The organism is Xanthomonas sp. DAR33341 (assembly GCF_003992815.1).
Lineage (GTDB): Bacteria > Pseudomonadota > Gammaproteobacteria > Xanthomonadales > Xanthomonadaceae > Xanthomonas > Xanthomonas cissicola.
Genome location: NZ_QEYV01000019.1, coordinates 193,687 through 220,013, shown reverse-complemented (window position 1 = coordinate 220,013; position 26,327 = coordinate 193,687). Strand labels below are relative to the sequence as shown.

The window sequence follows — 26,327 nt, the reverse complement described above, 5'->3', positions numbered from 1 at the left end:
CGCGGGGGCGCGTGGCCCATGCTTCAACGAATCGCCACTGCACGGCAAGCCCCGGATGCGTTCACGTCCTTGGGCGGGTGCAACGGCCGTGTACGTTCTCCCGGCAGCCAGGCTACCGGGGGAACGTGCGGCTTGCTGTAGCGATGCAGTCAGTCCTGCATCGCTACAGCGGTATCACCAGAACTTGTAGCGCAGACCCAGCATGTAGCGCGGGCCGGTCTGGGTGGCATAGATGATCTCGTTCTTCTGCCGGCCATGCTGGCGCTGTATTTCGTTGGTGAGGTTGATCGCTTCCAGGCTCAGCGACAGGTTGTCGGTCCACTTGTAGCCGATGTTCAGATCCAGCTGGCCATAGGCTTCGGTATAGACCGGGTTGGGCAGGCCGCTGCCGTCGAAACGCGCGGCCAGGAACTCGTCGCGCCAGTTGTAGGCCGCACGGACCTGCCATTGTCCCTTGTCGTAGAAGCCGACCAGGTTGGCCGAATCGCTCAAGCCCTCCAGCGCGAACTGCTCGCCGATCACATAGTTGTTGTAGGTGAGCCCGGAGTCGACCTTGGTGTAGTTGGCCGACACGCCGAAGCCGCTCTGGCCGAACATGTGCTGCACGTTGAATTCCCACCCGTCCAGCGAGGCCGACCGCTGGTTGGCCGGCGCGGTGATGGAGAAGTTGGCGACCGGGTCGCCCGGCTGCCCGCTGATCGTACCGGTGGCATTGCCATTGGTGTCGTCGGTTCCGCGGGCCACGCCGGGCTGGCCGGCGAAGTTGCGGAAGATGTAGTTGCGGATGCAGGTCAGGTCGGCGGTGGCGCAGCCATTGGCCAGCGCCTGGTTCCAGTAGGCGCCGCCCACCGGCGTGTGCAGGCCGAGCGAGGTGTCGTTGCGGGTGGTGACGCCGACGTAGTTGTCGATGTTCTTGCGGAAGAACCCCACCGAGGCGTAGCTCGCCTCGCCGTAATACCACTCCAGCGACAGGTCGATGTTGTGCGACAGCAATGGCTTGAGGCCGGGATTGCCTTCCTGGCCGGAGCCGCCTTCGATGCGGCCGATCTGGTTGAGCGTCTGCCCGCCCTGGATGTCGCCCCAACCAGGCCGGCCGATGGTTTCGCCGTAGCTGCCGCGCAGCACCAGGTCCTCGCGCAGCTTGAAGCTCAGGTCCAGGCTGGGCAGCCAGTATTCGTACTTGCCGCTGCCACCGGAGAACGCCGAGTCGGCCAGCCGGATCGGCAGCTCGTTGTTGGCAACCCAGTCGATGCCCACGGCCACCGGCACCAGCGCCTGTGCCTGGACCTTGGTTTCTTCGTAACGCACGCCGGCGGCCAGGCTGATCGGCACGCGCAGATCGTCCCAGCTATTGCCCCACTGCAGGTAGGCGTTCTTGGATTTTTCGGTCACGCGGCGGTCGGTGGTGAACACCGGCGAGATGCGGTACAGCGACTCATCGCCAGCGGCTTGCGCAGCGGCCTGGCGCACGCGCTCGAAGTCGAACAGGAACAGCTGGTTGAACTGCGCCGGATTGCCGCTGCCGTCGATCGCATCGAAGTACTGCGCGAACGTGCTGGGAATCCACAGGTCGTCCGCATAATCGGCCGCGGTGCCGTTGCCGCCCCAGGTGTCGCGCTGCACGTTGGAAAACGCCGAGCGGTTCTTGACCTCGGTGCTGCCGATGCCGAACTTCAACTGCGAATAGTTTTCGAAGGTGAAGTCGCCGTTGACCTGCGCCTGATCGATTTCCGACTTCATGTAGCTATTGCGAAACGCCGAGCCGGTGACCAGCGTGCGCGACGGGTCCAGGCCATTCAGCCCGAAGCCCAGCTGCTGCTGCAACACCGGGAAATCCTTGCTGAAATCCACCACCGAGGTGCCGCGGTAGAAGCCGGATACGCCCAGCGAGTTGCTCGACCCGTACGGGCTGTCCGCGCCGGCTTCGGCGGTGGAGCGGTGGATGTCGAAGTTGAGCTTGAACTGATCGTTCACCGCCCAATCCACATTGAAACCCAGCGACTTGTTCTGGTTGCGCGTGGCCGCCTGGGAGCCGGCGGTAGCCAGGTCGCTGGTGGGCGGATTGACGATTTCCGAATAGGTAATCGGACCTGCGACCGGTCCCTTGGTCCAGGCGCTGGCGGACGGTCCGTAGTTGAACCACACCGACATCTCGTTGCGCTGCTGCTGGATCTTGTTTTCCGAGTAGGTGTAATCCAGCGTGGTGGTGATGTTGTCCAGCGGCTTGTACTGCAGGGTCAACTGGCCGTTGGTGCGCTGGCGTTCGACGCCGACCACGCGGTAGTTGAGGTTCTGCGGCACCGAATAGATATCGTTCGGACCGGGGCGGTTGACGATGTTTTCCGAACCCGGTGCGCCCGGCTGCGGAATAGTGCCGTAGGCGGTGGAATCGCCACGGAATGCGCGCCAGCCATTGGGGACGCCGACCTGGCTGTAGCCGAAGTCGCGTTCCTGGTAGCTGCCGCTCAGCGACACGCCGAAGCGTCCGTCGGCCGAGGTGTTGCTGAAGATACCGGAGATTTCCGGCGTCAGCGAATCGCCCTGCAGGCGGCCGGGCAGGTTCTCGTTGGACGCGTCGTGCACACCCTTGAGGCCCACATTGGCATGCATGCCGGGGTTATCCAGCGGCCGGGCGGTCTTGATGTTGATGGTCGCGCCGATCCCGCCGGTGGGCGTGCTGGCGCGACTGGTCTTGAACACCTCGATGCCGGAGATCGATTCGGACGCCAGGTTGGCGAAGTCGAATGCACGCGAGTTGGAGGCGTTGGATTCTTCGATGCTGGCGCCCGGCATCTGCCGTCCGTTCAACAGCACCAGGTTGAAGTCCGGGCCGACGCCACGCACGGTGACGCGCGAGCCTTCGCCCAGCGAACGGTCGATCGACACACCGCTGATGCGCTGCAACGATTCGGCCAGATTGGTATCGGGGAACTTGCCGATGTCTTCGGCCACGATGCCGTCGACAATGCCTTGCGCGTCGCGTTTGACGTTCATCGACGAGGTAAGGCTGCCGCGAATGCCGCTGACCTGGACGGTATCGAGGGTGGCGGGGTCGGCCTGACTGGAACCCGGGACAGTGGATGCCGATTGCGGCGCCGGCGCGGTCTGCGCGGCCAGCGGAGTCGACAAGGCGAACAGCAGGGCAGACGTCAAGCGCCGCGTGCGCGGCAGGGTGCGAGTCTCTCTCACGGTAGTTGCTTCCCCAAACAGAAGATAAGGCCGGCCCCAGGCGGGGCAGGCAAAGGTCGATGAAACAATCCAGCATTTGTTAGTGCGGCCTTAACAAAGTCAATTTGCACTGCAGCATCGGCCGCGACCCTATCGCGCGTCACACATCGTTCCACCGAGCGAGGCGTGTCATGCATCCGTGTGCAAACGCTTGGCCTTACCATCGAGCTTCGATGGCAACGTCTCTCGAGATGCGATGGCACCGACGTAGCGGACGCAAGCCTTGAATGCGCAACCGGCAAGCGGATTCGTCAGGCGCTACTGCGCTTCCGGTCCGACGCCTGCATGCTAGGCATGCCGCCGTGCGTCATGTCTGCCGCAACGACCCCACCTTATGACTGGAGCGCACGATGATCGATCTGTACTACTGGCCCACGCCCAACGGGCACAAAGTCACGCTGTTTCTGGAAGAGGCCGGGCTGCAGTACACGCTCAAGCCGGTCAACATCGGCAAGGGCGAACAATTCGAACCGGCATTCCTGCAGATTTCGCCCAACAACAAGATGCCGGCCATCGTCGACCATGCACCGGCCGATGGCGGCGGTGCGCAGAGCGTGTTCGAGTCCGGCGCGATCCTGCTGTATCTGGCCGAGAAGACCGGCCGCTTCCTGCCGCGCGATGCCCGCGGCCGGATCGCTGCACTGGAGTGGCTGTTCTGGCAGATGGGCGGGCTGGGCCCGATGAGCGGTCAGATGGGTCACTTCAACGTCTATGCACCGGAAAAGATTGCGTACGCGATCGAGCGCTACAACGCCGAGGTGCGTCGCCTGCATGGCGTGCTCGACAAGCGCCTGGCCGACCACGCCTTCCTGGCGGGCGACGACTACGGCATTGCCGACATGGCCAGCTATCCGTGGATCGAAGTCTATGGCGACCTCAAACCCGACTACGCCGCCTTCCCCCATCTGAAGCGCTGGCACGACGCCATCGCCGCGCGCCCGGCGACCCAGCGCGCCTACGCGCTCAAGGAGCAGGTCAATCCCAATGCGGGCCAGCCGCTCAGCGATGAAGAGCGCAAGCACCTGTTCGGCAAGCGTTGAAGCAACGTCGTAGGAGCGGTTGCGTAACAGGACACGCGCATCAAACGCGCGCGACACATCAACGGGGCCGCACGAGCCCCTCTCCCCCGGGAGAGGGGTGAGGGTACGGCATCGCCGGAGACTGACAGCGCCCCCCCAAGTGCGCTCCCTCGCCATGCGTAGCGACGTGTCAGTCCCCACCGCCCACAGACATCTCGCGATGCGTGCGCATCCCGGGCACCATCAATCCCAACGCGCGCACGCCTGAGCGGCCAACGCCAGGATCGCCGCGCTTCTCAAATCCGTAGTACCTCCGCATCCTGTGCGCAGCCGTCAGACAGGATCATCGATGCGCGCCCTGCTGGTCACCCTTGCCCTCATGCTCAGCACCATTCCCATGGCCCACGCCGAAAAACTCACCCTGGAGGCCATCACCGGCCCGTTGCCGCTTTCCGGTCCCACGTTGATGAAGCCCAAGGTGGCGCCGGATGGCTCGCGCGTGACCTTCCTGCGCGGCAAGGACAGCGATCGCAACCAGCTGGATCTGTGGGAATACGACATCGCCAGCGGCCAGACGCGCCTGCTGGTCGATTCCAAGGTCGTGCTGCCCGGCATCGAGGTCCTGAGCGATGTCGAAAAAGCCCGCCGTGAACGTCAGCGCATCGCCGCGTTCACCGGCATCGTCGATTACCAATGGGCGCCGGATGCGCATGCGCTGCTGTTCCCGCTCGGTGGCGAGTTGTATCTGTACGACCTGCGCAAGACCGGCGCGGCCGCGGTACGCAAACTCACACACGGCGAAGGCTTCGCCACCGACGCCAAGCTCTCGCCCAAGGGCGGCTTCGTCAGCTTCGTGCGTGAGCGCAATCTGTGGGTGATCGAGTTGGCCAGTGGCAACGCGCTGCAGCTTACCCGGGATGGTAGCGAGACCATCGGCAATGGCGTGGCCGAATTCGTCGCCGACGAAGAAATGGAGCGTCACACTGGCTATTGGTGGGCGCCGGACGATTCGGCGATCGCCTTCGCGCGCATCGACGAAGCGCAGGTGCCAGTGCAAAAGCGCCCGGAAGTGTATGCCGACCATACCGAGGTGATCAGCCAGCGCTATCCGCAGGCCGGCCAGCCGAATGTAGCGGTGCAGCTAGGTGTGATCGCACCGCGCGCCAAGGCCACCCCGCGCTGGATCGACCTGGGCAAGAACCCGGACATCTATCTGGCGCGCGTGGATTGGCGCGATGCACAGCGCCTGACCTTCCAGCGCCAGTCGCGAGACCAGAAAACCCTCGAGCTGATCGAAACCACGCTGGCCAGCGGTGCGCAGCGCACGCTCATTACCGAAACCTCGCCCACCTGGGTGCCGCTCAGCAACGACCTGCGGTTTCTCAAGGATGGCCGCTTTCTCTGGAACTCCGAACGCAGCGGCTACGCGCATTTGTATCTTGCATCCGAAGACGGCCGCACGCTGACGCCGCTGACCTCGGGCAACTGGGTGGTCGATGCCCTGCTCGCCGTCGACGAGCAGGCCGGCACGGTGTATTTCGCCGCAAGCAAGGACGGGCCTACGCAAACGCATCTTTACGCCGTGCCCCTGGCCGGCGGCGCGATCGAAAAGCGTTCGGCCACCAACGGCACGCACGCGGCCAGTTTTGCCAACAACGCCAGCGTGTACGTCGATACCTGGTCCAACAGCACCACGCCTCCGCAGATCGAGTTGTTCCGCGCCAGTGGCGAAAAGATCGCCACACTGCTGGAGAACGACCTGAGCGATCCGCAGCATCCGTACGCCACCTACCGCGATGCACAGCGCCCGATCGCATTCGGCACGCTCACCGCCGCCGACGGCAAGACACCGCTGCATTACCGGCTGACCAAGCCGGAGCACTTCGATCCGGCCAAGCGCTACCCGGTGATCGTTTACGTGTACGGTGGCCCGGCAGCGCAGACCGTGCTCGATGCCTGGCCCAGCCGCGGCGATGCCTTGTTCGACCAGTACCTGGCCCAGCGCGGGTACGTGGTGTTTTCGCTGGACAACCGCGGCACTCCGCGGCGCGGGCGCGAGTTCGGTGGCGCGCTGTACGGCAGGCAGGGCACGGTGGAAGTGGACGACCAGCTGCAAGGCGTGGCCTGGCTCAGGCAACAGTCCTGGGTGGATGCCAAGCGCATCGGCGTGCAGGGCTGGTCCAATGGCGGCTACATGACCCTGATGCTGCTGGCCAAGCGCAGCGATGCCTATGCCTGCGGCGTGGCCGGCGCGCCGGTCACCGATTGGGGCCTGTACGACACGCATTACACTGAGCGCTATATGGATCTGCCGGCTCGCAACGCTGCAGGCTACCGCGACGCACGCATCGCCACGCATCTGGATGGCCTGCGCGCCAAGCTCCTGCTGATCCACGGCATGGCCGACGACAATGTGCTGTTCACCAATTCCACCGCGCTGATGAGCGCGCTGCAGCAACGCGGCACCCCATTCGAATTGATGACGTATCCCGGTGCCAAGCATGGGTTGTCGGGCGCCACGGCGCTGCATCGTTACAAGACTGCCGAAGCGTTTATTGAACGCTGCTTGGGACCATCTTGGGGCCCCGACGTCTGATTGAATACGTCTGTTCGAGACTGACGAAAGCTGCGGAAAACAGGGAGTGACCACTACTCCTTGGTCAGAGATTCCAACTTTCTATTCAATAAAAAAATAGATGGCTTCATGCATAGTGTTGAAGCAGGGTGACCGTTGCAGAAAGCAGGGCTCTCGTCTGGATGCAGGCTTGAGCGTGGAGAGAGTGCAGTGCTCGCAAGACACTCCGTGCTTACCGCACTTCAAACCAAGCGTTATCCGGAAGGCGCCGTTTAATGGTCGAACGGAACTTTTTCAGGCCGTTGCTTTCCTTTCCACTGGCCCTGCTTCTTCGCCTGGGGACAAATACTCATGTACTGGCCCACTGCGGTGACGGCGGTCTGTGTCCAGACGTTGAAGCAAACATTGCCAACACAACATGGTCCGGTACTCGTTGGCCATGGACAATAGCCTGGAACAGCGACCCAGGTTCCGGAGATCGGATCAATCGGCGTCCAGTTTTTGTCCTCGTCTTTGCACCCCTGGGTACAAAAAACAAAGGGATCATTGCTGCGGCATGCCAGCTCTTGATAAACACTTTGTCCCGCTGCGCTAGCCGCCTGAGTGAACAGAAGAACTGCAAACATCCCTATCCAGCGTTTCATGACAATTCCTTGAGTGCTGATTCTTGAAGTGTACGTTCTACCTATGGTAAGTCAAAGTCGGTATGCGTGCAGCTGGCCTCTGTAGTAAGCGTGTGAAAGCAGGTGCGCAGTGCCAAATCCATGAGGGGGGCCAGTCTTTCTGTTTTTCCCGCTTAATGCATGAATCGCTTCGCCTGTCTCCTTGCATCGATTCTTTGTGTGCGGCGAGGAAGTGGACTGTGGCAGCAGGCACGATGACCTTCGGCAGGTTGTCGGCGCCGCGTGCTCCGCGTACAGTCGCGCATCGCCCTGTTGGAATCTTCTCGATGAAGCCTCTTGTGATTACCGTCGCTCTGGCGCTAGGCACCTGTTTGCCGCTCCAGGCGCAGACCAGCCAAAGCATTGCCAAGGTACCCGCCAGCCCGGCCTGGGTGCAGACCAGCAACGGCTATGCGCAGATCCTGCTCAATGCGCAGGCGCCGTTCCAACCCGAATACGCCAGCTTCTTCGGCGTGCCCGGCTACGACGATCAGGTCGTCGACCTGGGTCCGGACAACGCCGCGCGCTATCGCGATGCCATGCGCAAGGCGCGCGCCACGCTGCAAGCGAAGTTGACCACCGAGCGCGATGCCAACGTGCGCCAGGACCTGCAGATCATGATCGGTGCGGCCGAGCAGAACATCGAAGGCAGCGAGCTCAACGAGCGGTACCTGTTGCCCTGGAGCGATGCTCCCGAGGCGGTCTTCAGTGGCCTCAACGGTCTGCTCTCCGACCAAACCGTGCCCGAGCGCCGCGCCAAGGCGCTGGATCGCCTCAAGCGTTACGTCGGCCTGGTACCGGGAAGCACGCCCACCACCACGCTGGCGCGCCAGCGCTACGAGGAGAAGCTGAGCAACAAGGCGTTGCTGCAGCCCACCCAGCGCGAAGTCGAGCAGGCACTGGCCAATGTGGACACGTATGTGGCCGGTATTGGCGAGCTGTTCGCCAAGTACAAGATCGCCGGCGCCGACGAAGCGCTCAAGGCGATGTCCACGCAACTCAAGGACTACGCCGCCTGGACCCGCAGCACCGTGCTGCCCAAGGCGCGCAAGGACACCCGCCTGCCCGAGCCGCTGTATGCCTTTCAGCTCAAGCAGGTCGGGATCGATATCGCCCCGCAGCAGTTGATCCAGCGCGCGCAACTGGAGTTCATGGAGACGCGCTCGGCCATGCGCCAACTGGCGCCGCTGGTGGCCAAGGCCAAGGGCGTGCAGGGCGGCGATTATGTGCAGGTGATCCGCGCCCTCAAGGGCAACAAGATCGCCGACGACCAGTTGGAAACCCACTACCGCGGCGTGATCGATCAGATCGACCCGATCATCCGCCAGCAGCGCATCGTCGATGTGCCCAACCGCCCGATGCAGATGCGCCTGGGCAGCGCCGCAGAAAGCGCGGCCCAACCGGCCCCGCACTTCCTGCCGGCCCCGTTGATCGGCAATACCGGCCAGCAGGGCCAGTTCGTGTTGCCGCTGGGCAACCCGACCGCCGATGGCGCCAAGAAGGAGCAGTACGACGACTTCAACTTCGGCTCGGCCGCCTGGACGCTTAGCGCCCACGAAGGCCGCCCTGGCCACGAACTGCAGTTCACCGCCATGGTCGAACGCGGCGTCTCGCTGGCGCGCAGCATGTTCGCCTTCAACTCGGTCAACGTCGAGGGCTGGGCGCTGTATGCCGAAGCGGAAATGGTGCCGTACGAACCGCTCGACGGCCAGCTCATCGCCCTGCAGTTCCGCCTGTTGCGCGCCGCCCGCGCCATGCTCGACCCGATGCTCAACCTGGGCCTGATCGACCGCGAACGCGCGCGCCAGGTACTGGAAGACGACGTCGGCCTGTCGCCGGCCATGACCCGCCAGGAACTGGACCGCTACACCGTCCGCGCCCCCGGCCAGGCCGGCAGCTACTTCTACGGCTATACCCGCATCCTCGAACTGCGCATGCGCACCGAACTGGCCCTGGGCAAGAAGTTCGACCGCCTGGCCTTCAACAACTTCCTGCTCGACCAGGGCCTGCTGCCACCGGACCAGCTGGCCAAGGCGGTGGAGACGCAGTTCATTCCCGCGCAACAAGCCAAGCGCTAACCAGTTCCGGCGGATGCAAAACCACAGGGCGCGATGGAAGGCTGCAAACAGTCATCCATCGCGCCCTGGTGCATTGATGCAGGTGAATCTTGCGGGCTTTACCGCGTCGCCGGCGGAACATCCGGTGCCGGGCGCTGCTCCGCCCCTGCCGGCACCCAGATCGCCACACCCGCTGCGCGCTTCTGGGTGGTGGGGATGCCGATCCCCAAGCCGCCGCCGACGTGGCCGCCATAGCTGCCACCGCCGACCGACAGGCCGCCGCCGGAGCGTTCGGAGCCCACGCCGACGATGACCACGCCGTTGGCGCCGAGCTTGGCGGCTTCGCGCTTGAGGCGTTGGACGGCGGCGTCGGTCTGGCCCTGGGTGCCGAAGCCGGCGGCGCTGGTCGATTCGAGCTGGGCGATTTCCACCGAGCCGACCGGTGCGTTGGAATACACCTGCACCTGTGCCGGGTCGATCGGCGCGCGCGCCTGGCCCAGCATCACCTTGGAGCTGCTGGCGCAGCTGGCCAGCAAGGCGGCGGTGGCCGCCGCGATGGCCACGTTCCTGATCAGCGATTGCTTGTGCATGGTGGACCCCCCCGTGGGTAATGAAAGCTGGGTAATGAAAGCCGGGTAGCGGCCGGCGATGATCCGGCGCCTGGACTGAATCGCGCCGGACTTTGGCGCACCCTAGCCATGCCGGTGTGAGGCTGCCGCCAAACCGCCATTGGTCATGATGACCACTCGCCCACGGTGTGAGGACGGCCGTGCCGGTAAGCTCGTGCTTTCTTCAAGACGAGGTGGCACGTGGGATTGATCAGCCTGTTGTGGGGCATCGTGGCGCTGCTCTGGATGGTGTTGGCCTTCATCCCGCTGCTGGGGTGGGGCAACTGGTTCCTGATTCCGTTCGCGGCGGTGGGCGCGCTGATCGCCGCCGTCGCGCTGTTGTTCACCTCGGCAGGCAACCGCGGCCGTGCCAAGACCGGCCTGGTGCTCAATGGCCTGGTGATCGTGGTCGGGGTGATCCGCCTGACCCTGGGCGGAGGGATTATCTAAGAGGCTCTCGACAAGGCAGCGATGACTACATGCGTCTGCGCGTGCCGCGTGCGCGAGGCGAGCGGGGCCTGTGTCGCCAGCGTGCGATTCGCTGCCGATGTGCCGTCAGGCGCACGCATCCAGCACGGTTGCCGTTGCAGCGCTGCGACACTGCGACACTGCGTCGCAGCGCGTCCTGCGCGTGATGGCGGGCGTAAACTGATGCGCTGTCTACAGGAGCCTTGTGATGGCCCACCCGCACTACCGCCCCCGCCGCATGCGCCACGATGCGTTTTCGCGTCGGTTGATGCGTGAAAACACGCTGACCACCGATGACCTGATCTGGCCGGTGTTCGTGCACGAGTTGTCTGGCCGCGCGCCGATTGCGTCGATGCCGGGCGTGGAACGCCTGTCGCTGGACGAGTTGCTGCGCGAAGCGGAAAACGCGCTGGAATTGGGCATCCCGGTGATCGACCTGTTCCCGGTGATCGACCCGGCCGGCAAGAGCCTGGATGCGGCCGAGGCCTGGAACCCGGACGGCCTGGCGCAGCGCGCGGTGCGTGCCTTGAAGTCGCGCTTTCCGGAGCTGGGCGTCATGACCGACGTAGCGCTGGACCCGTACACCACCCACGGCCAGGACGGCATCATCGACGCCAAGGGTTATGTGCTCAACGAGATCACGGTCGAGGCACTGGTCAAGCAATCGTTGTCGCATGCGCAGGCGGGCGTGGACATCATTTCGCCTTCGGACATGATGGATGGCCGTATCGGTGCGATCCGCCGCGCGCTCGATGCCGACGATCATCTCAACGTGCGCATCATGGCGTACTCGGCCAAATACGCCTCGGCGTTCTACGGCCCGTTCCGCGATGCGGTGGGCAGCGCCGGCAATCTGGGCAAGGCCGACAAGACCACCTACCAGATGGACCCGGCCAACGGCGACGAAGCCTTGCGCGAGATCGCCCTGGATCTGGAAGAAGGCGCGGACATGGTGATGGTCAAGCCAGGCATGCCGTATCTGGATGTGGTGCGCCGGGTGAAGGAGGAATTCCGGGTGCCGACCTTTGCTTACCAGGTCAGCGGCGAGTACGCGATGCTCAAGGCGGCAGCGGCCAATGGCTGGCTGGACGAGCGCAAGTGCGTGCTCGAGGCGTTGATGGCCTTCAAGCGTGCCGGTGCCGATGGCGTGCTGACCTATTTCGCTCCGCAAGTGGCGCGTTGGTTGCGCGAAACACGCTGAGCGCGAGCGCCTGCGGCCACGTCGCCGCAGGCGCATCTTAGAGCGGCTAACAAAAACGTAGCGAGCAGCCGTCAGGTGGATGCGGACGGCGCGCTCAGAACCGCAGTGTGTGGGTGGTACATGCCGATTCCGAGCACCGGCCGCGCCCGCCTGGCGGTTGCGCAGTCGTTTGTTAGCTGCTCCTGGTCAGTGCGCTGGTGCCAGCAACGGTGTCGGCAGGCAGCCTAATCCGGCGAGCGTCGCCTCGACGGCGTCTTCCAGGGGTGTGTGCGGTTCCTCGCCCAGTACCTCGCGCAGGCGCGTATTGCGCAGGCGCAGCGGGTTGCGCCACAGCGGGCGGATCTCGCGCAGTTCGCGTGCCAGCGGCACGAACGGGCTGGCCAGCGGCAGTGCCCACCACGGAAAGCGGCGCAGTGCTGGTTGCGCGCCGCCGTGGCGCACGACCACCCGGCCGATCGCCGCGGCCATCTGCGTACCGTCTGCATCCCAGTGCCCGGCCATGTGCAGGCGGCAGAACGCTGGCAGCGTGTCGCGGCGCTGCAGCAGCCGCAGCATGCATTGCGCAACGTCGGGCAGGTAGGCCCATTGATGGCCAACGCCCGGCGCGCCGGGCAGGGTCACCGTGGCGACCGGGCGCCCTGCGGCGACCAGCCCCTGCGCGAACCAGCTGTTGCGCGCGCGCGGGCCGAAGTAGTCGCCGGCGCGCACGATCAGCGCCCGCGCACCGTGCGCGGTGGCGGCCTGCAGGCGGCGCTCCATCTCGACCCGGATCGCCCCTTTGCGGCTGGTCGGCGTCTGCGGCGCCTCCTCGTCCGGCGATGGATAGGCGCTGGGGCCGTAGTTGTAGACGGTGCCAGGCAGCACGAGGGTGGCGCCTTCGGCGCGAGCCGCGACGATACTGTTGTCGAGCATCGGCAGCACCAGCTCTGACCAGCGCCGGTAGCCGGGCGGATTGACCGCATGCACGATCACCGCACAACCGCGCGCTGCCTGCAGGACATCGTGCCGTTGCATGGCGTCGCCGCGGCGCCAGTCGATGCCATCGCGCTGCTCGGCGGTGGCCGCCAACCCGCGTTGCAACGCACGCACCTGCCATCCTGCATCGCGCAGTTGCCGCGCCAGTTCGCCGCCGATGCCGCCACTGGCGCCCAGTACCAGGGCGGTTGCTGTCTGTGTCATGGGTCTGCTCCGCTATCGAGATGCGGCCAGTGTGGATAAGCCGTGGCTACGAATAAATTGCCGAAGCTGCGCGTGCAGCTATACATTTATGTATGGCCGACACGATCAGCTGGGAGCTTTACCGGTCCTTCCTTGCGGTGCTGGAGGAGGGCTCGTTGTCGGCAGCGGCACGCGCGCTGGGTCTGACCCAGCCCACCATCGGGCGGCATGTCGCAGCGTTGGAGGACCTGCTGGCGGTGCCGCTGTTCGTCCGTTCGCAAACCGGGCTACTGCCGACCGACGCCGCACAGGCGTTGCGCAGCCATGCACGGGCGATGGCCGACATTGCCGCGGCGTTGCAGCGCGCAGCCAGCCGTCATGGTGAGGCGGTGCAGGGCACGGTCAGGATCTCGGCCAGCGAGGTGGTCGGTGCGGAAATCCTGCCGCCGATCCTGGCTGCGTTGTGTGCTGCGCATCCGCAGCTGCGCATGGAACTGGTGTTGAGCAATCGGGTGCAGGATCTGCTGCACCGCCAAGCCGATGTGGCGGTGCGCATGATCCGGCCGCAGCAGGACCTGCTGGTGGCGCGTCGCGTCGGCAAGGTCGCGATCGGGCTCCACGCTCATCCGGACTATGTGGACCGGCATGGCCTGCCGCAGCGCCCGGAGGATCTGGCCCAGCATGCGCTGGTAGGTTTCGACACGGACACCCCGTTTCTGCGCGGCGCGCGCAAGGGCTTCCCGTTTTGGGAACCTGCGGCCTTCGCGCTACGGGCCGACAGCGATCTGGCACAGCTGGCGCTGATCCGCGCCGGGTGCGGCATTGGCTTCTGCCAGGCGATGTTGGCACGGCGAACGCCGGGCCTGCTGCAGGTGTTGCCGCAGCAGGTCGGCGTTGCCCTGGACGTCTGGGTCACGATGCATCAAGACCTGCGCGCCAGCGCTGCCTGCAGTGCGGTGTTCGCGGCCCTGGCAGATGGATTGGCCGCGCACTGCGCCGCGCCGGACGCTGGCCTCGGCAGCAACTGACAGCGGCTGGGTGCCTGCGCCCTGCGTGGCATCCAGCCGCTGCGATCAACGAGTCCGTTGCCGTTTGCGTGCGATGTCCGCCTGCGCGACGCGATGCAGCCGACCGCCGCACGCACAGGTGGCCATCCTTACGGCAGCACCAGCGCGATCGCGTGCGACTTCACGCTGGCGCTGAGCGAGGGGAACGGGTCGACGTTGGTCATCACGACCAGGTCGTCGATCGACACCACGTCGCAATTGATGCTGCTGTCGTTGACGCACAGATACGCGCCGGCGCCCACGCCCGGTTCGTAGATCGCCTTCCACACATATGCCGGGACGGCGACCTTGTCGGTGCCGATGGTCGGTGCTGTGCCGCTGTCGAACGCCGGGCCGGTCACCACGTACAACTCGCCGTGTTGCTTGACCAGCTGACGCACCTGCTCTTCGATGTGCGCCCACTCTCCGGTGTTGAGCTTGTGGTCCTGCGGGACGACGTTGGCCATGGAAAAGGTTTCTTTTTCCGAGCTTTCGGTCGATGCATCGCCGGCCGGCGTCATGTGCCCGCGATCGTAGCCGGTGTTGGTGTAGTCGGAGCTTTTGGAGCGGTCGGCGGCCGGAATGCCGGTTTCATCGTGAAACGAGCCGACCCTGCCGATCGCCTCGGCACCGGCGACCTGCTGGTCGGTGAGATGCTCGGCCGAATATGCCGGGTCCTTGGTCACGCCCGAGGCCAGCAGCACGTATTCGGTGTGGCAGACCTCGGTGGTGCGGGTCGTGCTGCTCACGCTAGGCGGGGTGCCGTTCGCGTAAAGAGTGGGACAACGGGTCGTGGCGGCCGCCACGGAGGTCGTGCACAACACTGCCAGGGCCACACAACCGCGCAGGAAGAAGGACATTGCAGAGCTCGCTTGCCAAGGGGAGTGAGGAAGGTGGCGATGCGCGATGTCCGAACGATGACCGCGCCATGTGCGGCAGATGACGGCGAGGCAGAACGCATCCGACAAGACGGACCGTTTCCGGTGCGTGGCGTGCAGCGGGACGCGGGCCGCCATCGGCATCGATGCAGATCGGATGCGAGACTCATTCTCATCTACAATGGCCGGCCGTCCTGTTTCGTGGCCAGGTCTTGATCAAGACGCTCCTGTTCCAGCTGCATTGGCTGCTCGGTATCACTGCCGGGCTGGTGCTGTCGGTGATGGGGTTGACCGGCGCGGCGATGTCGTTCGAAAACGAGATCGTGCGCATGGCCAATCCGGCCATTGCGCAACTGGCGCAACGGCATGCGGCGGGCGAGCGGGCCTTGCCGGTGGATGTGCTGCTGCAACGGCTCGATCTGGCGCCAGCCGGTGCGGGGCAAAAACAGGCGGTGACGCGCCTGTTGATCGACCCCACCGGTGCGCGCCCGTCTGCCGCGCGTCTTTCCGGCAAGGGCGCGGGCCGGGTGTACTTCGACCCCTATACGGGTGAGCGGGTCGCGCCGCCGCGGCTGAGTACAGCGTTTGCCTTCATCGAAGACCTGCACCGCAACCTGACGGCTGGCAAACGCGGGCAGGCGGTCACCGGTGCGAGCGCCCTCATCTTGCTGTTCTTCTGCGCATCGGGGCTGTATCTGCGCTGGCCGCGACGGTGGTGGAGCCCGCGCACCTGGTGGGCGGTGGAATGGCGACGGCAGGGGCGCAGTTTTTTGTGGAGCCTGCATGCGGTGTTCGGCACCTGGTGCTTGCTGGTGTATTTGCTGGTCGCGCTGACCGGGCTGACCTGGTCCTACCCCTGGTATCGCGATGGCATGGTGGCCTTGCTCGGCGGCCTGCCTGCGATACGTGGCGACAAAGGCGATAGCCGCCCGGCCACCGTCGATCTTGCACGCGTGCAGCGCACGCTCGATGGCATTCCCGCCACGCGCAGCGCCGCCCTGGATCTGCGCATTCCCACGCGCGCCGGGCAGCCGTTGAATGTGCGGTTCTTGCCCGACAATCCGGCTCACGATCGCGCCTACAACAGTCTTGATATCGCGCCGGACAGCGGAGCACTGCTGCAGCGCCAGGACTACGCGCTGCTGCCGCGCGGGCAGCAATTGGCGGTGAGCATGTTCCCGCTGCATTCGGGCAGTTTCTTCGGGTTGCCCGGGCGCATCGTGGTGATGCTGGCCAGCCTGGGCATGTCGGTGTTCTTCGTCACCGGCTGGATGCTGTATCTGGATCGGCGCCGCAAAAAACGCGCGCTGCGCGCTGCGCGCAAGGTGTTGCGAGGCGCAGCACCGGCCTCGCAGGCGGCACCATGGTTGATTGCGTTTGCCAGCCAGAGCGGTTTTGCCGAGCGCCTGGCGTGGCAGGCCGCCGGGCATCTGCAGGCTGCCGGCTTGCCGGTGCAGGTGCGCTCGCTGGCGCAGCTGGATGCACAGGCACTGCAACGCACCGGGCATGCGTTGTTTGTGATCAGCACGTTTGGCGATGGCGAACCCCCGGATGCGGCACGCGGTTTCGAGCGTGGGCTGCTGCGGCAACGCCTGGAATTGCCGCACCTGGCCTACGCGGTGCTGGCGCTGGGAGACCGCCAATACGCGCAGTTCTGCGGGTTCTCGCGGCGTGTCGAACAGTGGCTGGATGCGCAAGGTGCACGCGCCCTGTTTCCTGCGGTGGAACTGGACAACGTCGACCCGCAGGCGCTGGCGCACTGGCATGCGCAGCTGGGCCAGATCGCCGGTGCACCCATGAACGTGGCGCCGCTGGCACGCCCCAGATTGACCGAATGGACCCTGTCCTCACGCACGCATCTGAATCCGGGCAGCCAGGGGGCGCCGATCTGGCGTATCGATCTGCAGCCACCCGCCGATGCGCAGTGGCAGGCCGGCGACATCCTCGAAGTGCAGCCTGCGCATGCCCAGGCGCAGGTGCGCACCTGTCTGGCGGCATGGGGCCTGGCGCCGGACGCACTGGTGCATGTGGATGCGCAGCTGCTGCCATTGCAGCAGGCTGCCGCCGAGCGCGTACTGCCCGAGCCGCCCGCGACGCCGCTTGCCCATCGCCCTGATCCGCAAACCTGGCTGGACGCATGCGCCTGGCTGCCCACACGCGATTATTCGCTCGCCAGCGTACCGGCTGACGCCACTGCGATGGTGGTGGTGCGGCTGACGGCGCGTGCCGATGGCAGTCCCGGTCTGGGTTCGGGCTGGTTGATCTGCCACGCGGCGATCGGCGCGCCGGTGCGCGCACGGTTGCGCACCAATCCCGGGTTCCATCGGCTCGAAACGATGCCGATGGTCTTGATCGGTAACGGCACCGGCATTGCGGGCCTGCGCGCGCTGCTACGCGAGGCCGAGTTGGCCGGCGTGCATGGGCACTGGTTGTTGTTTGGCGAACGGCATGCGGCGCACGACCGCCTGTTCGCCGACGAGCTGCAGGTCTGGCAGGCGAGTGGGCATCTACAGCAGCTGGAATGGGTGTTTTCGCGCGATCAACCACAAAAACGCTACGTGCAGCATCACTTGCGCGACGCCGCCGACACGTTGCGACACTGGATCGACCGAGGCGCGGTGATTTACGTCTGCGGCAGTCTGGACAGCATGGCGCGCGCGGTCGATGCGGCATTGCGCGAAGTACTCGGCGACACGCGTCTGGACTCATTGACCGCGGCGGGGCGTTATCGACGCGATGTGTACTGAGCGCGGCGATGACGGCACCAGCCCCGCTTTACATCGGCTAGCAGAACCTGGCGAGTGAGCACTGTGCGGGTGCGCAGAGTGTAGAACCGCAGATCACCGTGGACGACGGATACGCGCCCACTTCGGGTGGCGAGCGTTCTACGTTTGCATGGCATTGGTGCAGCGTTGTATCGGCTTACGACCTGTTGGACGCATCAATAAATCCTCGCCGGTCGAGCGTGCGGTGTCCTCGCCGCTTGCAGGACACGCCGTGAACCCATCCCTGCGCGCCGGATGGCGGCATCCGTGCCGCCATCGGGCGCGCAATCGGCGAGGGCAACACGCCAGTCAGTTCGCTGGTTGTTTATTGAAGAATGAGGACTTCGCGTCGCACGGCTTGCTAGTCACCTCATCGGAGGCGATCAGCAGCTCTGCGGCGAATGCCCAGATAACATCTTCTCGATCTGACCGATGCACCCATCCACCTCAACGGCAACTCGCATCGCCATCGGCTGCCGGTGCCTTCATCCGATAAATGTCCAACTGCCCTGCGCGCGGCGCGCGAGCACTGCCGGTCACCAGCAATTCGCCGGGCTTGGCCGTATCCACGACCGCGCCGAAAGTGCGCTCCTGCGGCCCGTTGAACGACAGCGGCAGCGGCGAGCCCTGTACAAAATGCCCGTCCTTGCAGATGGCCAGCAGCAACTGGCTGGGGTCATCGGTCTTCCCGCGCGCCCATACCAGCGCGCGCCCGTCGCCGAGCCAGGCGGCGTCCAGCTCGTCGGCTGCGCTGTTGATGTCGACCAAGGCCACCGGCGCAGTGAACGCCTGCCCATCCCAGTGCGCGACGAATAGATCCATGCCGCCAGCACCGCCATGCCCGTCGCTGGCGAACAGCAGGCGTGTGCCGTCCAGCGACAGCGTCGGTGCGCGCTCGTTGCCGGCGCTGTCGATCGCTGCGCCCAGCGATTGCACCGGGCCGACGGCGCCTTGCGCATCCACCGGTGCACGGTACAGGTCGCTACCGCCCGCGCCGCCTGGCCGGGTGGAGGCGAACAGCAGCCAGCGGCCGTCGGCACTGAACAATGGGGTGGTCTCGTCCTGCGCGGTATTGATCGGCAGCGGCTGCGCGTCCTGCCAGCGCCCGCCGCGCAGCTGCGCCTGCCACAGATCCCAGCTGCCGGTGCCACCGGTCCGGTCGCTGGCCCAAACGATGCGCTGTCCGTCCGGGCTGAGCGTGGCGCGTGCCTCGTTGGCCGGCGTGGAGACCACACCCATGCCCTCGATGCCGAATTCAGCAAGCCCCGAAGCGGACGGGACGCAGAGTAAACTTGCCGCCAGCGTGAGCAGCGTCCATCGATAGTGCATGCGGTGTTCCTGCCTCAAGAGCGGCTCTACGTCGCGCATAGTCTAGTCAACCAGAGAGCGTTTCATGCCCGTCTCCCGTTATGCCGTATTCGGTCACCCCGTCGCCCATTCGCTGTCGCCGGCCATCCATGCCGACTTCGGGAAGCAGACCGGCATTGCGCTGGACTACACCGCCATCGACGCGCCGCTGGAAGACTTCAGCGCCGCGCTGCAACGCTTCGCCGATGAAGGCGGCAAAGGCGCGAACGTCACCCTGCCGTTGAAGGAAGCCGCCTATGCGCTGGCCAGCAGCCTGAGCGATCGCGCGCGGCTGGCCGGGGCGGTGAACACGTTGGTGCGTAACGACGGCCAGTGGCAGGGCGACAACACCGACGGCGCCGGCCTGGTGCGCGATCTCACCGAGCGCCAGGGCCTGGATCTGCGTGGCCGCCGCGTGCTGCTGCTGGGCGCCGGCGGCGCTGCTCGCGGCGTGGCGCCGGCGCTGCTGGAGGCGGGCATTACCGCAATGGTGGTGGTGAACCGCTCGCCCGAGCGCGCCGATGCCTTGTGCGATGCGCTGGGCGAGCCGGCGCGGGTGACATCGCGTTACATCGAGGACCTGCGCGAGCTCGGCGATTTCGAACTGATCGTCAATGCCACTGCCGCCGGCCGCGACCGCGATGCCGGCGCGTTCGCATTGCCACTGGGCCTGGTCAACAGCCTGACTGCCGCGGTCGATCTGAATTACGGCGATACCGCGATTGCGTTTCTTGCGTGGGCGCGTGCGGCGCACTGCCGGTACGCCATCGACGGGCTGGGCATGCTGGTGGAGCAGGCCGCCGAGAGCTTCGCGCTGTGGCATGGCGTGCGCCCGGATACCGACCCGGTCTACGCCGCGCTGCGCGCGCGCGAGGCCGTGCTGATCAGTGCCGACTGACGTGGGCAGCGCCGATGCCACCGCGATCCTGCTGACCCTGGTCACCAGCCTGCTGTCGCGTGTGCCGATGTTGATTGCGCTGCTGCTCGGGCTGGTCCTGGTGTGGCGCGCACCGCATAGCCCGCTGCGGCGCGCCGGGCTGGCCGCGCTCTGGCTGCTGCTGGGCTGCCTGTTCGCCGAGGTGGCCGTCCAGGCGATTCCGATGGTGTTGCTGCAGCAAGGCAACGTGCGTCAGATCAGCATGGTGGTCGGCGTCGCCCACTTCGTGCTGATGGCCATACAGGCCGTTGGCATTGGCGTGCTGGTGTGGACGCTGGCGGCCAGCCTGCAGCGTTTGCCCGCTGGCACTGGTCCGCGCCCGTGATTCCGCTCAAAGCCATCTTGCTGGCGATCGTTGGGCTGGTCTGCGCCGGGCAGGGCGTGTGGACGCTGCTGCATCCGCAGGCACTGGCGGCAGTCAATCGCGGTGGCCTGTTGTACGAACGCTTCGGCCCGAACGGCGTGGGCGCCGGCATGTTGCTGATGGGTATTGCGATGGCGGCCATCGGTTTGGTGTGGGCGCGCTATGCGTGGCCGGCGCGCGGGCGGCGGAACTGAGCGCGCATTGATACTGCTTACGCTTTAAAGACAGCGGCGTTGCCTGCATCGGCATTCACTGCGCCGCCTTCCGGGTTACCCCGGCGGCGAGTGCCTGGAGGCGGCCGCTGCTGGCAGGCAACCATCGGGGAATCGAACCATGCCCTCGGCCGCGCAGCAGTCGCACCGGCACGGGATTCGCCGGGTCGCCGCTGCAAGCAGGCAACCTGTTCAGCCGTGCGGCGCGCCGGTCGCAGTCACTGCGCCGGTCCGTGCGAAAATAGCGCGATGAGTGAAGTTGCCCCTCCGGCCGCGCCGTCGGCGCCCGTTCCCACCCAGCGCAGCCTGACCGACCCGATCAAGGCCAGCATCCGCGACGCCTACGCCAAGCTGCAGGCCAATACGCCGGGCTTCGCCACGCGGCGCGCACAAAGCCAGATGATCGGCCTGGTCTCGCGTGCACTGGCCACCTCCGGCGGCATCGGCATCGCCGAGGCGCCCACCGGCGTGGGCAAGAGCCTGGGCTATCTCACCGCCGGCGTGCCGATCGCGTTGGCCACCAAGAAAAAACTGGTCATCAGCACCGGCACCGTTGCGCTGCAATCGCAGCTGGTGGAACGCGACATCCCGGCCTTCCTCAAGGCCACCGGGCTGGATGCCACCGTGGCGTTGGCCAAGGGCCGCACGCGCTACCTGTGCACCCGCAATGCCGCCGAGCTGGAAGGCGACACCAGTCAGAACGCCATGTTCGAAGACGAGCAGGCGCTCTACGACCGCCCGCTCAGCCCGGTCGATGCGGATCTGGCCAAACGGTTGGCCAAGGCCTACGCCGCCCGCACCTGGAATGGCGATCTGGACGATGCGCCAGAACAGATCTCCGTGCCGCTGCGCATGCGCATCACCACGCCGGCGTCCGGCTGTGCGGGGCGCCGCTGCAGCTACGCAGCGCAATGTCCGGTGCTCAGGGCACGCACCGATGTGCGCGAAGCGCAGATCGTGGTCACCAACCATGCCTTGCTGTTGTCGTCGCTGTCGCTGGGCGATGCCGAAAACGGCCAGCCACTCATCGCCCCGCCAGCGGACATGCTGCTGGTGCTCGACGAAGGCCACCACATCGCCGGCGTAGCGATCGATCAGGGCGCAGCCAACCTGCCGCTGGACGACATGGCCAGGCGCACCGGGCGCATGCAGATCCTCATCGCGGCCGCTTATCGCGCAGTGGACAAGGACAAGCTGGGCAACTTGCTGCCCAACGAAGCCATCGAGGTGGCTGCGCGCGTGTCCAAACTGCTCAAGGCCTTCCACGCCGAGGTCGAACGCGTGTGGAAGCCGGAGCCCGGCGAGCGCGATCCGCTGTGGCGCGCGGCCAATGGCAAGTTGCCGCCGCAATGGGGCCCTGCCATCGAAGAGCTCGGCGAAGAAACCCGCGCGCTGTTCAACTGGGTGCATGCCGCACACAGCGCCATTGCCAAGGGAAAACAGGACGATTCCGCGCGCGAACGGCTGCAGCGCAGCCTCGGCCTGGCGCTGGAAATGGCCGAGCAACAACACAATCTGTGGAGCGGGTGGCGCCGCGAGGACAAGGAAGGTCAGCCGCCGATGGCGCGCTGGATCACCCTCTCGCGCGATGGCGACCTGATCTGCCATTGCTCGCCGGTGTCGGCCGCGCAGGTCCTGCGCACGATGATCTGGAACGAGGTGGATTCGGTGGTGATGACCTCGGCCACGCTGACCGGTGGCGGCGATTTCCAATCCTTCGCCATCGACAACGGCTTGCCCGATCACGCCGAAATGGCATCGCTGGCCTCGCCGTTCGACCTACCCAACCAGGCCGAATTGATCGTCCCCAATTTTCCGGTGACTCCCGACGACCGTGAAGGCCATCCCAAGGAAGTGGCCAAGTATCTCGTACGCGAACTGGATTGGAACGCCAAGGGCAGCATCGTGCTGTTCACTTCGCGCTGGAAGATGGAAAAGGTGGCCGACCTGATGCCGCTGGCGCAGCGCAACCGCGTGCTGGTGCAGGGCGAGGGCAACAAGTCGCAACTGATCACCGAACATCTGCGCCGCATCGGCGCTGGCGAAGGCTCGGTGTTGTTCGGCCTCAATTCCTTCGGCGAAGGATTGGACCTGCCCGGCGAAGCCTGCACCACCGTGGTCATCACCCAGGTGCCGTTCGCCGTGCCCACCGATCCGCAAACCTCCACCTTGAGCGAATGGCTGGAAAGCCGTGGCCATAACGCCTTCAACCTGATCGCCATCCCGCATGCGTTGCGCACGCTCACCCAATTCGCCGGCCGCCTGATCCGCAGCTCCAGCGACCACGGCCGCGTGATCATTCTCGACTCGCGCCTGCTCACCCGTCGCTACGGCAAACGCATCATCGATGCCTTGCCGCCGTTCAAGCGGGTGATCGGGCGTTGAAGACCGCCTGGCGATGCCGATACGGATGTAGCGCGCCGTTTTGGGTGTTGCACGATGCAAGCCGGTGCCGCGTTGTGCAGCTACACGGGGAGATGGCCAGTCGCACCGCATCGGCATACGCGCGATGCGCAATAGGCCACTCGCACCATCCACACTGCGCACGACCCTTGCAGCGCAACATTGGCTGCGCGCGATTGGAATCAAGGTCGCGCTAAAAACGCAATGACGCACATAGCGCTCGCGGTTATTTGCTATGCGCCGCTCGCGGGTTTGGCGATGCATATCACGCAACGCGGTCATCATCATGTTCCCCTATCGAAGCGATCATAACTAACGACTTCTCACGCTTCGGCCTGCTGGCGATGATTCAGCCTCCTCAAACGAGCCGACGCCATGCGCCCTGGACACCTCATGGTGCTAGCCCTGCTAGCCCCGACGTTGATCGCTTCGCCGGTCTTCGCCCAATCCGTTCTGACCCGCGACAATGGCGCCAAGGTCGGCGATAACCAGAATTCGCAGACAGCCGGTGCCACCGGCCCGACGCTGCTGCAGGACGTGCAGCTGATACAGAAGCTGCAGCGTTTCGATCGCGAGCGCATTCCCGAGCGCGTAGTGCATGCACGCGGCACTGGCGTCAAAGGTGAGTTCACCGCCACTGCCGATCTCTCCAATCTGACCAAGGCCAAGGTATTCAGCGCCGGCGAAAAAACTCCGGTGTTCGTGCGTTTTTCGTCGGTGGTGCATGGCAACCACTCGCCGGAGACGCTGCGCGATCCGCATGGCTTCGCCACCAAGTTCTACACCAGCGAAGGCAACTGGGATCTGGTCGGCAACAACTTCCCCACGTTCTTCATTCGCGATGCGATCAAGTTCCCCGACATGGTGCATGCGTTCAAGCCGGATCCGCGCACCAATCTGGATGACGATTCGCGTCGCTTCGATTTCTTCTCGCACGTGCCCGAAGCCACGCGCACGCTGACCCTGCTGTATTCCAATGAAGGCACGCCTGCTGGCTACCGCTTCATGGACGGGAATGGCGTACATGCCTACAAGCTGGTCAACGCGCAGGGCGAAGTGCACTACGTCAAGTTCCACTGGAAGACGCTGCAGGGCATCAAAAACCTCGATCCCAAGCAGGTCGCTGCGGTGCAGGCCAAGGACTACAGCCACCTGACCAACGATCTGGTCGGTGCGATCAAGAAGGGCGATTACCCGAAATGGGATTTGTACGTGCAGGTGCTCAAGCCGGAAGACCTGGCCAAGTTCGATTTCGACCCGCTCGACGCCACCAAGATCTGGCCGGACGTGCCGGAGCAGAAGGTCGGCCAGATGGTGTTGAACAAGAACGTCGACAACTTCTTCCAGGAAACCGAGCAGGTGGCCTTGGCGCCGGCCAATCTGGTGCCGGGTATCGAGCCGTCTGAAGACCGTCTGTTGCAGGGCCGTATTTTCTCGTACGCCGATACGCAGCTGTATCGCATCGGTGCCAATGGGCTGAGCCTGCCGGTCAATCGCCCGCGTGTGGCGGTCAACAACGGCAACCAGGATGGGCAGGGCAACATCGGTCAGACCACCAGTGGCGTGAACTACGAGCCGAGCCGCCTGGAGCCGCGTCCGCAGGACACCGCTGCGCGCTACAGCGAGCTGCCGCTGTCGGGTACGACCCAGCAGGCCAAGATCACCCGCGAACAGAACTTCAAGCAGGCCGGCGAGTTGTATCGTTCCTACAGCAAGAAGGACCGTGCCGACCTGGTGCAGAGCTTCGGCGAGTCGCTGGCCGCCACCGATACCGAAAGCAAGCACCTGATGCTGTCGTTCCTGTACAAGGCCGACCCCGAGTACGGCACCGGCGTCACCCGCGTGGCCAAGGGCGACCTGGCACGGGTCAAGCAGCTGGCCTCCAGCCTGCAGGACTGATCCGCCCCGACGACATCGCGGCTGCGCCGCGATGTCGTCTTTTTTTTCGGGAGATCCCTATGCGCACCCTGTTGTTTCTGATGCTTGGCAGCGTGTCTGCGATTGCCAACGCTGCGTCACCTGCACCCGCATCCGCATCCGCTGCCAGCGCGACGGCCACCGCCACGCCTGAGCAGATCAAGCTGCAGCTGCGCGAGTATTTCTTCGACGCCGCGCGTGAGGGCCGCCAGGACATGCTGGCCGAGTTCATTCGCTCGCATTACGACCTCAATACCCGCGACGAGAAGGGCTATACCGCCTTGATCCTGGCCGCGTACCACGGTCAGCGGCCAGCGGTGGAGCAGTTGCTGAGCGCCGGCGCCGACCCCTGCGCGCAGGACAAGCGCGGCAACACCGCACTGATGGGCGCCATCTTCAAGGGCGAGCTGGGGATCGCCAAGCGCTTGATGCAGGCCGATTGCGCGCCGGACCAGCGCAACAACGCCGGCCAGACCGCTGCGATGTATGCGGCATTGTTCCAACGCACCGACGTGCTCAAGGACCTCGCCGCCAAGGGAGCGGACCTCAGCCTCAAGGACGGGCAGGGCAACGATGTGACCAAGCTGCAGCGCGGCGAATTCGCCACCACGCCGGCGCGCTGAGCGCGCCAGTCTTGCCTGCCAGGCCTGCTGCCCACAGCGTGTCGTATCGGCCGCGATGCGCCTATGTGGTTGCGCTTTACCTGCTAGAAACAGCGGGCGGCTGCTCGTAGCCAACGGCTGCTGTGCGGCAGGCAGGTAGGTAGGCACGCGCGCGCGCGCTCGTCGCAACGCGTCTCGGCTCTGGCGAAGCACGCCACGGCTGGGGGTGCATGACGCGCGGCCTATCTAGTCGCTGCGCATCCTCCAGCTCTTGCTGCACCTGCCACGTCGACGCCGTCGAGGGGCATCGCCGCATCCATCGCAGCACTCCGAGCCACTGTCTGGTAGCGCCAAACCGCTCCTGGCAGCGCCGTCGGTTTTCCGCCACGGCCGCGCTGGATCTCTGACAGTGGTGGTGATTTTTCGCCATTTCGTCAGGATTTTTCTGACGCGCAAACCCTTGTGCGCCAAGGCTTTGACAGAAAACTGAGTGCTTGCTGACTTGATTTGAATCGCCTGGGAAAAACCGCAGAAAACAGTTCAAGAAAGCGCCGGGAACGCCGATGCTGCAGCTATCGCATCGCACCTTGGAACCCCCGGACCATGAAGCTCGATCCCTCCATCCCTTTCCTGATGTCGCTGCTGGCCATGGTGCTGTGCACTGCCACCGCCGTCGTTGCGCTGGTGTTCGGCCAGGTACACGTGCTGGCCAAGTCGTGGAGCTTCTACACGGTCATGGGCACGGCCCTGATTACGCTGATTGCCTCCTACCATGCGCTGGGCAAGCCGCTGAGCGCCGAAGAGCGTGTCGGTGTCCGTAACCCGTAAATTTCGCTTCCGTCCGGACGCAGCAGTGATTGCGGCACTGGACCGAGAAAGC

The 26,327-nt window shown here is 65.2% G+C and carries 20 protein-coding genes, 1 other RNA gene and 1 pseudogene; 14 read left to right on the top strand and 8 right to left on the bottom strand.

Annotated features, from left to right (window positions below; genetic code table 11):
- Positions 1 to 174: 174 nt before the first annotated feature.
- Both EO156_RS06995 and EO156_RS24325 read right to left on the bottom strand, forming a co-directional pair.
- Positions 175 to 3,189 carry a TonB-dependent receptor gene (locus tag EO156_RS06995; RefSeq protein ID WP_016849905.1) on the bottom strand — a complete coding sequence of 1,005 codons (3,015 nt, stop codon included), beginning with the start codon at positions 3,187 to 3,189 and terminating at the stop codon, positions 175 to 177.
- 168 nt (positions 3,190 to 3,357) lie between these two features.
- Positions 3,358 to 3,564 (bottom strand): annotated as a pseudogene (locus EO156_RS24325) (hypothetical protein).
- Between the two features lie 14 nt (positions 3,565 to 3,578).
- Between EO156_RS24325 and EO156_RS06985 the strand changes: the two are divergent.
- Positions 3,579 to 4,268 (top strand): glutathione binding-like protein, encoded by a 690-nt coding sequence (locus EO156_RS06985; protein ID WP_003487283.1) that lies wholly within the window; start codon positions 3,579 to 3,581, stop codon positions 4,266 to 4,268.
- A 328-nt stretch (positions 4,269 to 4,596) separates the two neighbouring features.
- Positions 4,597 to 6,843, top strand: coding sequence for a S9 family peptidase (locus EO156_RS06980; protein WP_016849904.1), 2,247 nt, complete (start codon positions 4,597 to 4,599; stop codon positions 6,841 to 6,843).
- A gap of 251 nt (positions 6,844 to 7,094) precedes the next feature.
- Here EO156_RS06980 and EO156_RS06975 read toward each other — a convergent pair whose 3' ends face one another.
- Positions 7,095 to 7,466 carry a hypothetical protein gene (locus EO156_RS06975; RefSeq protein WP_011052694.1) on the bottom strand — a complete coding sequence of 124 codons (372 nt, stop codon included), beginning with the start codon at positions 7,464 to 7,466 and terminating at the stop codon, positions 7,095 to 7,097.
- Positions 7,467 to 7,771: 305 nt separating this feature from the next.
- Here EO156_RS06975 and EO156_RS06970 point away from each other — a divergent pair, with 305 nt between their 5' ends.
- The gene (locus EO156_RS06970) at positions 7,772 to 9,562 is read left to right on the top strand and encodes a DUF885 domain-containing protein (RefSeq protein ID WP_016849903.1); all 1,791 of its coding nucleotides are present in this window, start codon (positions 7,772 to 7,774) and stop codon (positions 9,560 to 9,562) included.
- 98 nt (positions 9,563 to 9,660) lie between these two features.
- Here EO156_RS06970 and EO156_RS06965 read toward each other — a convergent pair whose 3' ends face one another.
- Positions 9,661 to 10,131, bottom strand: a complete 471-nt coding sequence (locus tag EO156_RS06965) for a hypothetical protein (protein WP_011052691.1) — start codon at positions 10,129 to 10,131, stop codon at positions 9,661 to 9,663.
- A gap of 225 nt (positions 10,132 to 10,356) precedes the next feature.
- Here EO156_RS06965 and EO156_RS06960 point away from each other — a divergent pair, with 225 nt between their 5' ends.
- Positions 10,357 to 10,599 (top strand): hypothetical protein, encoded by a 243-nt coding sequence (locus tag EO156_RS06960; RefSeq protein WP_016849902.1) that lies wholly within the window; start codon positions 10,357 to 10,359, stop codon positions 10,597 to 10,599.
- 226 nt (positions 10,600 to 10,825) lie between these two features.
- Complete coding sequence (hemB, locus tag EO156_RS06955; RefSeq protein WP_005916512.1) at positions 10,826 to 11,818, top strand: porphobilinogen synthase; 993 nt, start codon at positions 10,826 to 10,828, stop codon at positions 11,816 to 11,818.
- Positions 11,819 to 11,862: 44 nt separating this feature from the next.
- Here hemB and EO156_RS06950 read toward each other — a convergent pair.
- Together EO156_RS06950 and EO156_RS06945 are read right to left on the bottom strand one after the other, a co-directional pair.
- Positions 11,863 to 11,940, bottom strand: a non-coding RNA gene (locus EO156_RS06950) — sX9 sRNA.
- Positions 11,941 to 12,004: 64 nt separating this feature from the next.
- Positions 12,005 to 12,997: an SDR family oxidoreductase gene (locus tag EO156_RS06945; RefSeq protein WP_029829586.1), complete on the bottom strand. Its 993-nt coding sequence runs from the start codon at positions 12,995 to 12,997 to the stop codon at positions 12,005 to 12,007.
- Between the two features lie 92 nt (positions 12,998 to 13,089).
- On the opposite strand from EO156_RS06945, the gene EO156_RS06940 reads away from it, so the two are divergent.
- A complete protein-coding gene (locus EO156_RS06940; RefSeq protein ID WP_016851022.1) occupies positions 13,090 to 14,004 on the top strand; it encodes a LysR family transcriptional regulator in 915 nt (304 codons plus the stop codon).
- A gap of 128 nt (positions 14,005 to 14,132) precedes the next feature.
- Here EO156_RS06940 and EO156_RS06935 read toward each other — a convergent pair whose 3' ends face one another.
- Positions 14,133 to 14,882, bottom strand: coding sequence for a DNA/RNA non-specific endonuclease (locus EO156_RS06935; protein ID WP_016851021.1), 750 nt, complete (start codon positions 14,880 to 14,882; stop codon positions 14,133 to 14,135).
- Between the two features lie 230 nt (positions 14,883 to 15,112).
- Between EO156_RS06935 and EO156_RS06930 the strand changes: the two genes are divergently transcribed.
- Positions 15,113 to 17,647 (top strand): sulfite reductase flavoprotein subunit alpha, encoded by a 2,535-nt coding sequence (locus EO156_RS06930; protein ID WP_016851020.1) that lies wholly within the window; start codon positions 15,113 to 15,115, stop codon positions 17,645 to 17,647.
- Positions 17,648 to 18,112: 465 nt separating this feature from the next.
- On the opposite strand, the gene EO156_RS06925 is transcribed toward EO156_RS06930, so the two are convergent.
- Positions 18,113 to 18,994, bottom strand: a complete 882-nt coding sequence (locus tag EO156_RS06925) for a PD40 domain-containing protein (protein WP_016851019.1) — start codon at positions 18,992 to 18,994, stop codon at positions 18,113 to 18,115.
- 64 nt (positions 18,995 to 19,058) lie between these two features.
- Between EO156_RS06925 and aroE the strand changes: the two genes are divergently transcribed.
- The 7 genes from aroE (at position 19,059) to EO156_RS06880 (ending at position 26,275) form a co-directional block, all read left to right on the top strand.
- Positions 19,059 to 19,910 carry a shikimate dehydrogenase gene (gene aroE / locus EO156_RS06920; protein WP_029829584.1) on the top strand — a complete coding sequence of 284 codons (852 nt, stop codon included), beginning with the start codon at positions 19,059 to 19,061 and terminating at the stop codon, positions 19,908 to 19,910.
- Entirely contained in the window at positions 19,900 to 20,274 is a 375-nt protein-coding gene (locus EO156_RS06915; protein WP_015471456.1) for a hypothetical protein, read from the top strand. Before aroE ends, EO156_RS06915 begins: the two co-directional genes overlap by 11 nt.
- Positions 20,271 to 20,507, top strand: a complete 237-nt coding sequence (locus EO156_RS06910) for a hypothetical protein (protein ID WP_016849709.1) — start codon at positions 20,271 to 20,273, stop codon at positions 20,505 to 20,507. The genes EO156_RS06915 and EO156_RS06910 overlap by 4 nt, the downstream gene beginning before the upstream one ends.
- Before the next feature lie 267 nt (positions 20,508 to 20,774).
- A complete protein-coding gene (gene dinG / locus EO156_RS06905; RefSeq protein WP_003489836.1) occupies positions 20,775 to 22,910 on the top strand; it encodes an ATP-dependent DNA helicase DinG in 2,136 nt (711 codons plus the stop codon).
- Positions 22,911 to 23,321: 411 nt separating this feature from the next.
- Positions 23,322 to 24,827: a catalase KatB gene (gene katB, locus EO156_RS06895; RefSeq protein WP_016849710.1), complete on the top strand. Its 1,506-nt coding sequence runs from the start codon at positions 23,322 to 23,324 to the stop codon at positions 24,825 to 24,827.
- A gap of 59 nt (positions 24,828 to 24,886) precedes the next feature.
- Entirely contained in the window at positions 24,887 to 25,468 is a 582-nt protein-coding gene (locus EO156_RS06890) for an ankyrin repeat domain-containing protein (protein WP_003489834.1), read from the top strand.
- A 582-nt stretch (positions 25,469 to 26,050) separates the two neighbouring features.
- The gene (locus tag EO156_RS06880) at positions 26,051 to 26,275 is read left to right on the top strand and encodes a hypothetical protein (protein WP_003489833.1); all 225 of its coding nucleotides are present in this window, start codon (positions 26,051 to 26,053) and stop codon (positions 26,273 to 26,275) included.
- Positions 26,276 to 26,327 lie beyond the last annotated feature (52 nt).